Below are 12,294 nucleotides of genomic sequence, written 5' to 3'. Positions count from 1 at the left end.
ATCAACTCGGCCGCACCCGGGCCAGCTTGTCCGGATTGGACAAGCCGTAGAGCTCCTGGATCCGGCCGTCGCGCACGTCGAGGGCGATGAGCTGGTCGTTGCCCCCCACGCGCGTCCACAGCGCCGGACGGCCGTTGACCTCGACGAGGCGCGCCTGGCTGAAGTCGTAGCGGGAGAGCAGGCCGCCGATGAAGCCGCTCACCTTGCGCCGGCCGAAGATCGGGCGCAGGGCGGCCCTGACCTTGCCGCCGCCGTCGTTCCACAGGACGACGTCCTCGTGCAGCAGCTCGGTCAGCGCGTCGTGGTCGCCGCCGCCCGCCGCCTCCATGAACTTCGTCAGCAGCCTGGTGTGGTCCTCGTTCGTCGGGCTGAACCTGTCGCGGCCCTGCGACAGCCGGGTCGAGGCCCGGTGGTGCATCTGCCGGGCGTTGGCCACCGACGAGCCGACGATCTCGGCGATCTGGTCGTACGGCAGCTCGAACGCCTCCCTGAGCACGAACACCGCCCGCTCGGGCGGCGACAGCCGCTCCATCATGTGCAGGGTCGCGTACGACATGGTGTCGCGCAGCTCGGCCGTGTCCAGCGGCCCCGCGTCGCCCGTCGCGACCGGCTCGGGCAACCACGGCCCGGTGTACGCCTCCCGCCTGACCCGGGCCGAGCGGAGCTGGTCGAGGGCCAGGCGCGAGACCACGGTCAGCAGGAACGCCCGAGGCTCCCTGATCGTGCTCCGGTCCGTGCCCTCCCACCGCAGCCACGCCTCCTGAACGACGTCCTCGGCGTCCCACATGCTGCCGAGCAGGCGGTAGGCCAGGCCCAGCAACATCGGCCGATATTCCTCGAAGTCCACGTCCGGCATCATGCCTCCTCAGCAGGGGGGCCGGCGTGCCGGGGTCGCCGGTCGGCGCTTGGCAATGTCACGGGAGGCGTGATGAGCTGGAGGCGTGGCGAGAAATCTGATCCTGTCAGGAGGACTCTTCCACGACTTCGCCGCCACGGTGGCCGTGCTCGCCGACGTGCTGGCGGAGGTGGGCGTCGAGTCCGAGATCACCGAGGACATCGCGGGCGCGCTGGGCGAGGCGCCGGAGGTGCAGCTCATCACCGTCAACGCGCTGCGCTGGCAGATGGGCCAGGACCGCTTCGCCGGTCTGCGCGACGGGCGGCGCTTCGAGCTGCCCGCCCAGGCCCGCACCACGCTCCTCGACCACCTCGACCGGGGCGGCGGCCTGCTGTGCATGCACACGGCCGCCATCTGCTTCGACGACTGGCAGGGCTGGCCGCGCGTCCTCGGCGGGCGCTGGAGCTGGCCCAAGTCCTCCCATCCGCCCCTCGGCTGGACCGGCGTGCGGGTGCACGGCGACGCGCACCCGATCGTGGAGGGCCTGCGCGACTTCGACGTGGTGGACGAGGTCTACAGCGACCTCGACGTGCTGCCGGACGTACGGCCGCTGGCCTCCTCCCACGGCCAGCCGCTGGTCTGGGCGCGTCCGGTGCGCCGCGGCCGGGTGGTCTACGACGCGCTGGGGCACGACACCAGGTCCTACGACAACGAGATCCATCGCACGCTGCTCCAGCGGGCCGCGTTGTGGCTGCTGAAACGGCCGGTGGGCGTCACCGGCTGAGGGCGTCCGATCCGTACAAGACCTGACGGCCGCCGTCCGGGCACGATGGCCACATGAACGTGAACCTTCAGGCGGTCGCCGGCTTCATGGCCACGCACGCCCGGATCCTGGACCGGCGCCGCTTCCACCTGCTCATGGGGGAGACCGGCCCGGCCCCGGTGCTCGACGCGCTCGACGCCTACCGCAACCCCGACGGCGGTTACGGCTGGGGCCTGGAGCCCGACCTGCGCGCGCCGGAGAGCCAGCCGGGCGCGGCGCTGCACGCCTTCGAGGTGCTCGAGGAGATCGCCCCCGAGACCGCGCCGCAGGCCGTCGCGCTGTGCGACTGGCTGGAGTCGGTCACGCTGCCCGACGGCGGGTTGCCGTTCGCGCTTCCGCTCTCCCTGGCCGACGGCACCGCGCCCTGGTGGGCGGGCGCGGCCACGACCACCTCGTCCCTCCAGATCACGGCCATCTCCGCGGCGGCGGCCCTCGGCGTGGCCGCCCACGACCCGGCCGTGGCCGCGCACCCATGGCTGGCACGGGCCACCCGCTACTGCCTCGACGCGATCGAAGCGCTGGAGGAACGGCCGCACGCGTACGTGCTCTCCTTCGCCGTGCGCTTCCTGGACGCCGTCCACGACACGCACCCCGAGGCCGCCGGGCTGCTCAGGCGGCTGGCGGCCGACATCCCGGACGACGGGCGGGTGCCCGTGGAGGGCGGCACCGAGGAGGAGCGGCTGCACCCCCTCGACTTCGCGCCGTACCCGGGGCGGCCGGCGCGTGAGCTGTTCGCGCCCGAGGTGATCACCGCGGACCTGGAACGGCTGGCCGGGACGCAGCAGGACGACGGCGGCTGGGTCGTGGACTACGCCCGGATCTCGCCCGCCGGCGCGCTCGAATGGCGGGGGGCGGCCACCGTGCGGGCGGTCCAGATCCTGCGCGGGAACGGCCTGCTCTGACCGCTAGCGCGGCCCCAGCCGGCGGGCCGACTCCGACTCCTGGGCCATCCGGCGCAGCGTGTCGAACGCCTTGCCGTACAACACCGTGCCGAGCACCAGGGCCTCCACCGCCGCGTCGCGCGGCCCGTCGAAGGGGATGGTGTCCATCTCGACCTCGGTCACCAGCTTCCCGACGGCCTCGACGTACGGCGCGAGGTCCACGTGCAGGCCGAGCTGGCGCATCCGGACCAGCGTCTGGGCCAGTTCGTCGCGGGTGGGGGCGTCCTCGGCGACGGTCCAGCCGAGCTCGCCGAGCAGGTGGTCCACCTCGGCCCGCGCGGCCCGCCACTCCTCGTCCTGCTCGGGCTCGACGACCGGACCGAGCGCGTAGTGCGCGATCCCCAGCATGTGGTGCATGGGGAGCGTCTCGTCCTCGACGGCGGCGATGACCGTCTTGATGGCGGCCACGGGGAGCCTGCCCACCTCCAGGAGGGCCCGGATCAGGCGGAGCCTGCGCAGGTGGGAGTCGTCGTACTCGGCGCGGGTCGCGGCGGTCTGCTCGCCTTGGTGCAGCATGCCCTCACGGAGGTAGTACTTGATCGTGGGGATGGCGACACCCGAACGGGCGCTCAGCTCTGAGATGCGCATCGATAGATAATAGCGCTATCCAGAGCGGGCGACATGGCGGGCCGCGCTCACCACCTCCTGGACGTCGGCCTGCCGGTTCCAGAGGAAGACCGCCTCCAGCGGCGGCACGTCCTCCTTGATCGGCACGAACGCGAGCTCGTCCGGGACGGTGATGCCCTCGTGCACGCACAGGGTGTAGCCGACTCCCGCGCCCACCATGTCGATGACCAGGTCATGGGTGGCGGCGGCCGGGCCGAGCCGGGGATGCAGGCGATGCCGGACGAACCCCTCCAGGAACCGCCGGGCCCCGGCGACCGCGTCGGACTCCGGCATGATCAGCGGCTCGGCCGCCAGGTCCGCCAGCGACAACGTCTCGTGCGCGGCCAGGGGATGGTCGCGGGGGAGCAACGCGCGTACGGGGAAACGGTGGATGAGCATGCGGGCCACGCCCCTGGGCAGCGAGCCGGGGGCGTAGCCGAGGCCGGCCTGGAGCGTGCCGTCGGCGATGGAGATCATCTGCTCGGCCGTGCTCATCGGCGCGAGCCGCACCGGCACGTTCTGGAGCTGGGACAGCAGGCGGGCGGCCACGTCGGCCAGCCCGTCGGCCACGGTCAGCCGGGCCGTGCGTCCCTTGCTCCTGGCGGCGGTCACGGCCCGCTCGTACGCGTCGAGCGCGACCGTGGCACGGGCCAGGAACGCCTCACCTGCTTCGGTGAGGCGTACGCCGCTGGACGAGCGGCTGAACAGCTCGACGCCGATCTCCTTCTCCAGCGCCCTGAGCTGTTCCGACAGCGTGGGCTGCGCGATGTGCAGCGCGGCCGCGGCCCGGCGCAGGCTGCCGGCGCGCGCGATCGCCATCGCGTACCTGACGTAGCGTAGATCCATCTCTCACCTCGGGGTGATGATGATGGGCTATCGGATGAGCGCATCTCCGTATTACAAGACGGGACAGCCTCCGTGAAGACATCGAGTCACGGTTTATGCCTTCTCGCTGGTCAGGACTTCGCGCAGGCGGGCGGAAAAGCCCTTCGGCCGCAGAACGCCACCGTTGTGGCCACCCGGAAACCCGGCGTACGGAACCCCCAGCTCCGCCGCCAGCAGCACCCCGCAACGGTACGGCATGATCGGCCCGCTGCTCACCCCCACGGCGGGCACCACGCGGCCGGCGGCGGACCTGAGCGCGTCCAGGTCCAGCCGGTGGCGGCGCACGGCGGGGGCGTCGTGGGTCAGGAAGAACTCCAGGTTGGCCTGCCGCTCCCGGCTCGGACGGGGCAGGACGACGTCCTCCTCGCGGTCGGCGGGGTCGATGCCCGCGACGACCAGGAACTTGGCCAGCGCGGCGAACGTCCCCTCCGCCGCGAACGTCTCCTCCACCTCGCGCTGAGCCGCGTCGGCCGCCGCCCGTTCGGCCTCGGGGAGCACCTGGACGGCGGGCGGCTCGTGGGCGACCAGCAGGCGCACCTGGCCGGGGTGGCGGGCGAGGTGTTCCAGGGCGATCAGCGCGCCGATGCTGCTGCCGTAGACGCGGGCGGGCTCGGTGGTGAGCGCGGCCAGCAGGTGGTGGACGTCCTCGGCGTGGGTGGCGAGGGTGATCGGCTGCGCGGGGTCGTCGATCGTGCTGGCGGACAGGCCGCGCCGGTCGTAGGTGAGCACGGTGTAGCGGTCGGCCAGCCCGTCGGCGAGGGCCGCGTTCGCCCGCGCGTCGCCGTCGCCGCCGGCGACGACCAGCAGGAGCGGGTGGCTGCCGCGCAGCTCGTAGTGGAGGCGGGCGCCGGGGACCTTCAGCATGCTCGTCCTCGATTCCGTCGGGATCATGACGCGGCACGATATCGGAGCCTGGGGCGCATCGGGGTTTGTGTGCCGAGCAAGCGCTTGTCTTAGCGCAGCCCGCCGGGTTACCGTGATCGCCGACCGGACCTGGAAGGGGGCGGGCATGCAGTCCTTCGCCGGGTGCGCGGCCGTGGCCGGGATCGGGATGACCACCCTGAGCAGGCGGTCGGGGCGTACCGAACTGGAGCTGGCGGCGCAGGCGTGCCGGGCCGCGTGCGCGGACGCGGGCATCACGCCGGGCGAGGTGGACGGGCTGCTCAGCTACCACATGAACGACTCGGCGCCGGTCGTCCAGGTCGCCCGCGCCCTGGGCGTCGAGCGGCTGCGCTGGCACAACGACATCGCCGGCGGCGGGACGCAGGCGGCGTCCGTGCTGGGGGACGCGGCGATGCTGGTCCACGCCGGCCTGGCCCGCAACGTCCTGGTCTTCCGGGCGCTCAACGGGCGTTCCGGCACGCGCATGAACACCGCCTCCACCGGCCCCCTGGAACACCACACCTACGGCCTGGCCGGCCCGATCCCGCTGTTCGCGATGGCCGCCACCCGCTACCTGCACGACACCGGCCTGACCGCCGAACACCTGCACGCCGTGGTCGCCCAGTCCAGGTCGAATGCCGCGACCAACCCCCGGGCCCTGCGCCGTGAGCCGCTGGAACTGGCCGCCTACCTGGACAAACCGTACGTCTGCACGCCTCTGCGTACCGCCGACTGCTGCCAGGAGACCGACGGCGCGTGCGCGCTGGTGGTGAGCGGTGTCCTGGACGGGCCGCGCATCCGGGCGGTCGTCCGCGGAGGCGGGCCGGGGTGCTCGTCGATGGACCGCTCGCCCGACGTGACCGCGGTCTTCTCGGCGTACGTCGCGCCCATGTTGTGGGCGGCCTCCGGGATGCGGCCCTCGGACGTCGAGGCGGCGCTGCTCTACGACGCCTACTCGTGGCTGGTGCCCAGGCAGCTGGAGGACTTCGGGCTGGCGGCGCGGGCGGACCTGGGGGCGTACCTGCTGGAACGGCGGCACGCCTGGGTCAACCCGCACGGCGGCCTGCTGTCCGAGGGGTACGTGCACGGGCTCAACAACGTGGCCCAGGCGGTGCGGGAACTGCGTGCCGGGCGGGAGACGGCCCTGGTGACGGGCTTCGGCGGCAGCTACGGCAGCGCGGCCCTGCTCACCCGGTGAGCCCTCCCGAAGGGCCGTCCGTGAACGCAGAGGGGCTCTCGGTGAACGCCGAAGGGCTCTCGGTGAAGGCGGCATGCGAGGCCCGGCCGTCGTCGCGCGGCAGCGCCTCCCTGGCCGCCAGCCAGGCCGCCGCGCCCGCCGCGTCGCGGGCCGTCGTCACGCGCTCGCCGGCCAGCCGCGCCAGTACGGCCCGGCGCACCGGCCCCTCGCTGGTCAGCACGCTGCCGGCCAGCACGACGTCCCCCGCGACGTGCACCCGGCGCAGGGTGGCCACCAGGCGGTCGGCGGCCTCGTCCGCGACCTTGAGCGCCATCGGGTCGCCGGCCTCGGCCGCCTCGCTGACCAGGGCGGACAGGGCGGCGAGCCGCATGTGATCGGCCTGCGCCAGGCGTACGAGCCGGTCGGCGACCGCGCGCGGCGACCCCGGCCGCTCCTCGCCCAGGAAGTGCCCCACGACGAGCGCGATCAGGCTTCCCGGCGCGGCCGTCGCGCCCTGGTCGAGGGAGGCGACCACAGCCTTTGCGGCGGCGCGGCCGATCCAGAAGCCCGAGCCCTCGTCGCCCAGCAGCCAGCCCAGCCCGTCGGCGATCGTGTGGATGCGGTGGCCGGTGACCCTGGCCGCGACCGCGCCGGTGCCCGACAGCAGCAGCGAGCCGTCGGGCTCGGGCGTGCCGGCGGCGTACGCCACGGCCACGTCGCGTTCGATCCGGGGCCCGTCCTGGACGCCGTGCGCGGCCCACACCCGGGCCAGCTCAGGGACCAGCGTCTCGACCTGGCCCGCGACCCCGGCCAGCGAGGCCACGACCTGGCCGCCGTCATGTGAACCCAGCGCGTGGCCGAGCGCCGTCCCGACCGCCGCGACGGCCTTGTCCAGACCGTGGGCCGAGGGGTTCCCCGCACCGGCCCGCGCGTAGCCCACCCGGGTCCCGTCGAGGGTGTGGACGGACACGCGGGTCGAGGTGGCACCCGCGTCTACACCGACCACCAGCGATTTCGTCACGGTCAAATTCTGGGGGTTGACGCGACCGAGAAGCAAGAATAATTTTCGCCAGAAGGCCGGGTATTCGGAAGGAATATTCGTGACTTCAGGAGCGCTCGGGCGCGTCGAAACGGAACTGCCCGGTTTGCCGGAGGCGTTGCGCAGGGTCGGCGAGGTGATCCTCGGTGACCCCGCCGAGGCCGCGCGGTCGACCATCATCGCGCTGGCCGAGCGAGCGGGCAGCTCGCCCGCCACCGTGACCAGGTTCTGCCGGGCCTTCGGCTTCTCCGGCTACGCCGAGCTGCGGGTCGCCCTCGCCACCGAGACCGGCAGGGCCGCGCAGGCCGGCTGGGGCGCGGGCGTCGGCCACGAGATCGGCCCGGACGACCCGCTCGACTCGGCCATCGAGGTGATGGCCGCCGCCGACGCCAGGCTCATCCAGGACACCGCCGCCCAGCTCGACCTCGCGGTCGTCGCCCAGGTCGCCGACGCCATCGTCAGGGCCCGCCGGGTGCTCCTGATAGGCGTCTCCACCAGCGGGAACGTAGCCACCATGCTCGAAGGCAGGCTGCGCCGCATCGGCGTACCCGGCTGGAGCGCGGGCGACGCGCACGTGGCCCTGTCGGAGGCGGCGCTGCTCGGCGCGGACGACATCGCCATCGGCATCAGCCACCGGGGCCGTACCCGCGAGGTCATGGAGGCGCTGGCCGAGGCGGGCAGCCACGGCGCCACCACGGTCGTGGTCACCTCCTTCGCCCGCTCGCCGCTGGCCGAACTGGCAGACCTGGTGCTGACGACGGCCAGCAGGGAGACCACGTTCAGGCTGGGCGGGCTGGCGGCCGTGCACTCGCAGCTCTTCGTGCTCGACGCCGTCTACGTGGCCGTCGCGCAGCGCACCTACGAGCGCACCAACGAGGCGTTCGAGCTCACGATCAGCGCCGTGGAGAGCCACCGGGTGGAGAGAGGCTGAATGACGTACGCAACCAAGGTGCTCGCGCTCGCCGCGCAGGTCGCCGAGAGCCAGGCCGGGCCGGTGCGCCGGGCCGCCGCGCTGATCGTGGCCGCGCTGCGGGCCGGCGGGGTGGTCAACGCGTTCGGGTCGGGGCACTCCGAGGCCATCGCCATGGAGATCGCCGGGCGGGCCGGCGGCCTCGTGCCCAGCAACCGCCTCTCGCCGCGCGACCTCGTCCTGTACGGCGGCCGCCCGCCGAGCGTGCTCACCCCCGAGCTCGAACGCGACCCGGCCGTCGCCCACGAGATCTACGACCTGGCCCCCGTCGAGCCGCAGGACGTGTTCGTCCTGGTCTCCAGCTCGGGCGTGAACGGCACGGTCGTCGAGCTGGCCAGGCTGGTCAAGGAGCGCGGCCACCCGCTCGTCGCGATCACGTCGGTCGCGCACAGCACCCGCATGACCTCGCGCCACCCCTCGGGCGACAAGCTCATGGACCTGGCCGACGTCGTGCTCGACAACGGCTCCCCGTACGGGGACGCCGTCCTCGACCTGCCGGACGGCGGCACGTACGGCGCGGTCTCCACGGTCACCTCGGCGCTGCTCGCGCAGATGGTGGTCACCGAGGCGGTGGAGGAGCTCGTCGCCCTGGGCGAGCGGCCCCCCATCTACCTGTCGGTCAACGTGACCGGCGGCGACGAGCACAACAAGGCACTGGAGAGCCGCTACGCAGGGCGCATCCGACGAGGATCATGAAAATTTAGGAGCCATCAATGCCTGACACCCCCCATATCAGCCGGCGTGAACTCCTGCGCGGGGCGGCCCTCGTGCCCGTGGCCGGGGCGCTGGCCGCCTGTGCCACCCCCGTCGCCAAGCCCACGGCCACCGCGTCCTCCGCGCCGGTGGCGACCAGCGCGGCCAACCCGTTCGGCGTCGCGGACGGCAAGCCGCTGGAGGTGTGGATCTTCGACGGCGGGTTCGGCCAGGACTACGCCAAGACCATCCACGAGCCCCTGTTCAAGACGAAGTACCCGAAGAGCGAGATCAAGCACAACGCGACCAAGGAGATCACCAAGGTCCTCCAGCCGCGCTTCGCCGGCGGCAACCCGCCCGAGGTGATCGACAACTCCGGCGCCAACTTCATGGACTTCGGCGCCCTGTCCCAGGACGGCCAGCTCCAGGACCTCACCGCGCTGCTCGACGCGCCGAGCTGGGACGACCCCGCCGTCAAGGTCAGGGACACGATCGACCCGTCGGTCATCGAGATCGGCACCTACGACGGCAAGTTCAGCGTGCTGGGTTACGTGAACTACATCCACGGCATCTGGTACTCACAGAAGGTGTTCAGGGATAACGGCTGGGAGATCCCCAAGACCTGGGACGAGTTCACCAAGCTCTGCGAGACGATCAAGAAGTCCGGCAAGATGGCGCCCTTCACGTACGCGGGCAAGTTCCCGCAGTACCTGTACGAGCCGCTGCTGACCATGGCCGCCAAGATCGGCGGCAACGAGGTGCTGGTCAACATCGACAACCTGGAGGACGGCGCCTGGACCACCGAGGCCATGAAGACGGCCGCCACGGCCTGGGCCGAGGTGGGCGCCAAGTACCTGATGGAGGGCACGACCGGCCTCGACCACGTGCAGACCCAGACGGCCCAGAACAAGTACAAGGTGGCCATGCTGCCGTCCGGGTCGTGGCTGGAGAACGAGCAGAAGAGCACCACCCCGCCCGACTTCGAGTACGGCATGTTCCCGATCCCCGACGTCACCGGCTCCGACAAGATGCCGTACGGCACCCTGCACACCCAGCCCGGCGAGAACTTCATGGTCTCGGCCAGGAGCGCCAACCCGCAGGCGGGCATCGAGTACCTGCGCGGCATGTTGTCGAAGAAGGCGGCCGGCGACTTCAGCGAGATGGTCAAGACGGTGACCGCGGTCAAGGGCGCGACCGAGGGCCGTACGATCTCGCCCGGTGTCACCAGCGCCTCCAAGGCCGTCGCCGACGCCGGCGCCAACGCCGTCTACTACCGCTGGAACACCTGGTACGGCCAGCTCAAGGACGAGGGCATCGCGGCCACCGGCGAGCTGATGTCCGGCGGCCTGACCCCGGAGAAGTACCTGGAGCGCATGCAGAAGAAGGCCGACGAGATCAAGAACGACTCCTCCATCAAGAAGTACAAGCGCTGATGTTGTTCAACAGGTATCGCCGCGGGCTGTTCATCACCGCGTTCCTGGCAGCCCCGGTGATCCTCTACCTCGTCTACGTCATCTCGCCGCTGATCCAGGCGTTCCGGATCGCGATGACCGACTGGCGCGGTGTGACGGCGACGCCCGGTTTCGTCGGGCTGGACAACTTCGTCCGGCTGTTCAAGGACGGCATCTTCTGGAAGGCCGTCACCCACAACGGCCTGCTGCTCGTCCTGCTGCCGCTGCTCACGATCGTGATCGCGCTGTTCTTCGCCTTCCTGCTCAACGTGGGCGGGCGCAAGGGCTCCTCGGGCATCGCGGGCTCGAAGTTCTACCGTGTGGTGTTCTTCTTCCCGCAGGTCCTGGCCGTGGCCGTGGTGGGGGTGCTGTTCCAGCAGGTGTTCCGGCCCGACGGCAGCGGCATGCTGAACGGGCCGCTGATCGCGCCCGGCGCCAAGCCGGTCGGCTTCCTGTCGGACCCGGACGTCGCCTTCTGGTCGGTGCTCGGCGTACTGGTCTGGCAGGCGGTCGGCTTCTACGTCGTGCTGTTCTCGGCCGGGCTGGCCTCCATCCCGCGTGACATGTTCGAGGCGGCGCAGATCGACGGCGCGAGCCGGTTCAGCCTGTTCTTCCGCATCACGCTGCCGCTGCTGTGGGACACGATCCAGGTGGCCTGGGTCTACCTCGGCATCCTGGCGCTGGACGCGTTCGCGATCGTGTGGGTGATGACCGACCAGCACGGCGGTCCCGACTGGTCGACCACCGTGATGGCCGCCGAGATTTACCGCAACGCCTTCCAGTACTTCCGCTTCGGATACGCCTCGGCGCTGGGCGTCATGATGTTCTTCTTCACCGTCGGCTTCGCCATCCTCTCGCTGCGCCTGTCGCGCCGCGAACGAATCGAGTACTAGATGACAACGACGACCTCGTGGACGGTGGCGAACTCCCGCAAACTGGCCCGCCAGGAGCGCCGGCGGCGGCTCGGGCCGATGGCCGCGCTGTCCCACGTCGCGCTCCTGGTGTGGACGGTGCTCGTGGTGGTGCCGATCCTGTGGACCTTCCTGGCCTCGGTGAAGAGCGAGGACGAGATCTTCGGCGAGGCGTGGGGCCTGCCGGCCAAGCTCAACTGGGACAACTTCGCCCGAGCCTGGGAACAGGCGCACATCGGGCAGTACATGCTCAACAGCGTCATCGTGGTCGCCTTCAGCGTGTCCGGGACGATGCTGCTCGGCTCGATGGCCGCGTACGTGCTGGCGCGTTATCCCTTCCGCGCCAACCGGCCGATCTACTTCCTGTTCGTGTCCGGGCTGGCCTTCCCCGTCTACCTGAAGCTGACGCCGCTGTTCTTCGTCGTGCAGAACATGGGGGCCGTGCCGCTGGTGGGGCCGTACATCGGGTTGAACACGCACGCGGGGCTGGTGCTGGTCTACATCGCGTACTCGATGCCGTTCACGGTGTTCTTCCTGACCGCGTTCTTCCGTACGCTGCCCACGGCGGTGGGGGAGGCGGCCATGGTGGACGGCGCGTCGCACACCCGCGTGTTCTTCCAGATCATGTTGCCGATGGCGCGGCCGGGCATCATCAGCATCACGATCTTCAATGTGCTGGGGCAGTGGAACCAGTACCAGCTTCCGCTGGTGTTGCTCCAGGACCGGGACAAATGGGTGCTCACTCAGGGGATCGCGGACATCTCCACGGCGGCGGGGTACGACCAGGACTGGTCGGCGCTGTTCGCCGCGCTGACGCTGGCGATCCTGCCGATGCTGGTCGTGTACACGGTGTTCCAACGCCAGATCCAGTCCGGCCTGACCTCGGGAGCCCTCAAATGAACGGCTTCACCTAAGGGGGCTTCGCCTCTGGGCTCAGTGGGCTTCGTCGGGGGCGCTTCGCGCTTGGAGACTCAGGCGATCTTTCTTGGGGCGCCTGGCGGCGCAACCCCCGCGCCTGGCGCCAGTGCTCTGACCGGATACGTTCGCCGGATCGGTGGTCGCTTCGTTGGCCCTAGGAGCG

The 12,294-nt window shown here is 71.2% G+C and carries 13 protein-coding genes; 8 read left to right on the top strand and 5 right to left on the bottom strand.

Features of this window, described 5'->3' with window-relative positions; genetic code table 11:
• Position 1: 1 nt before the first annotated feature.
• A complete protein-coding gene (locus DMB42_RS47720; protein ID WP_221762689.1) occupies positions 2-859 on the bottom strand; it encodes an RNA polymerase sigma-70 factor in 858 nt (285 codons plus the stop codon).
• An 82-nt stretch (positions 860-941) separates the two neighbouring features.
• Here DMB42_RS47720 and DMB42_RS47715 point away from each other — a divergent pair, with 82 nt between their 5' ends.
• Positions 942-1,619, top strand: a complete 678-nt coding sequence (locus DMB42_RS47715) for a ThuA domain-containing protein (protein ID WP_125647196.1) — start codon at positions 942-944, stop codon at positions 1,617-1,619.
• Positions 1,620-1,672: 53 nt separating this feature from the next.
• Entirely contained in the window at positions 1,673-2,560 is an 888-nt protein-coding gene (locus DMB42_RS47710) for a hypothetical protein (protein ID WP_125647193.1), read from the top strand.
• A gap of 3 nt (positions 2,561-2,563) precedes the next feature.
• Here DMB42_RS47710 and DMB42_RS47705 read toward each other — a convergent pair whose 3' ends face one another.
• The 3 genes from DMB42_RS47705 to DMB42_RS47695 all read right to left on the bottom strand — a co-directional run bounded on the left by DMB42_RS47705 (position 2,564) and on the right by DMB42_RS47695 (position 4,981).
• The gene (locus DMB42_RS47705; protein WP_125647191.1) at positions 2,564-3,187 is read right to left on the bottom strand and encodes a MerR family transcriptional regulator; all 624 of its coding nucleotides are present in this window, start codon (positions 3,185-3,187) and stop codon (positions 2,564-2,566) included.
• Between the two features lie 15 nt (positions 3,188-3,202).
• Complete coding sequence (locus tag DMB42_RS47700; protein ID WP_125647188.1) at positions 3,203-4,051, bottom strand: LysR family transcriptional regulator; 849 nt, start codon at positions 4,049-4,051, stop codon at positions 3,203-3,205.
• Between the two features lie 93 nt (positions 4,052-4,144).
• Complete coding sequence (locus DMB42_RS47695) at positions 4,145-4,981, bottom strand: alpha/beta fold hydrolase (RefSeq protein WP_125647185.1); 837 nt, start codon at positions 4,979-4,981, stop codon at positions 4,145-4,147.
• A gap of 118 nt (positions 4,982-5,099) precedes the next feature.
• Here DMB42_RS47695 and DMB42_RS47690 point away from each other — a divergent pair, with 118 nt between their 5' ends.
• Entirely contained in the window at positions 5,100-6,170 is a 1,071-nt protein-coding gene (locus DMB42_RS47690) for a thiolase C-terminal domain-containing protein (protein WP_125647183.1), read from the top strand.
• Here DMB42_RS47690 and DMB42_RS47685 read toward each other — a convergent pair.
• Complete coding sequence (locus tag DMB42_RS47685) at positions 6,160-7,170, bottom strand: N-acetylglucosamine kinase (RefSeq protein WP_185845246.1); 1,011 nt, start codon at positions 7,168-7,170, stop codon at positions 6,160-6,162. The genes DMB42_RS47690 and DMB42_RS47685 overlap by 11 nt on opposite strands.
• A gap of 79 nt (positions 7,171-7,249) precedes the next feature.
• Here DMB42_RS47685 and DMB42_RS47680 point away from each other — a divergent pair, with 79 nt between their 5' ends.
• Genes DMB42_RS47680 through DMB42_RS47660 form a run of 5 tightly spaced genes read left to right on the top strand, consistent with a single transcriptional unit; the run spans position 7,250 to position 12,113 of the window.
• Complete coding sequence (locus DMB42_RS47680; protein WP_125647178.1) at positions 7,250-8,119, top strand: MurR/RpiR family transcriptional regulator; 870 nt, start codon at positions 7,250-7,252, stop codon at positions 8,117-8,119.
• The gene (locus tag DMB42_RS47675; RefSeq protein WP_125647175.1) at positions 8,120-8,854 is read left to right on the top strand and encodes a sugar isomerase domain-containing protein; all 735 of its coding nucleotides are present in this window, start codon (positions 8,120-8,122) and stop codon (positions 8,852-8,854) included.
• Between the two features lie 17 nt (positions 8,855-8,871).
• Positions 8,872-10,284: an N-acetylglucosamine/diacetylchitobiose ABC transporter substrate-binding protein gene (ngcE, locus tag DMB42_RS47670; RefSeq protein WP_125647172.1), complete on the top strand. Its 1,413-nt coding sequence runs from the start codon at positions 8,872-8,874 to the stop codon at positions 10,282-10,284.
• Complete coding sequence (locus DMB42_RS47665) at positions 10,284-11,195, top strand: carbohydrate ABC transporter permease (RefSeq protein ID WP_125647170.1); 912 nt, start codon at positions 10,284-10,286, stop codon at positions 11,193-11,195. Before ngcE ends, DMB42_RS47665 begins: the two co-directional genes overlap by 1 nt.
• Positions 11,196-12,113 carry a carbohydrate ABC transporter permease gene (locus tag DMB42_RS47660; protein WP_125647167.1) on the top strand — a complete coding sequence of 306 codons (918 nt, stop codon included), beginning with the start codon at positions 11,196-11,198 and terminating at the stop codon, positions 12,111-12,113. It abuts the gene before it with no gap.
• The last annotated feature ends 181 nt before the right edge of the window (positions 12,114-12,294 follow it).

The organism is Nonomuraea sp. WAC 01424, assembly GCF_003947315.1.
GTDB lineage: Bacteria > Actinomycetota > Actinomycetes > Streptosporangiales > Streptosporangiaceae > Nonomuraea > Nonomuraea spiralis.
Note: the sequence above shows the minus strand (reverse complement) of the source record. Positions and strands in the feature narration are given on the sequence as shown.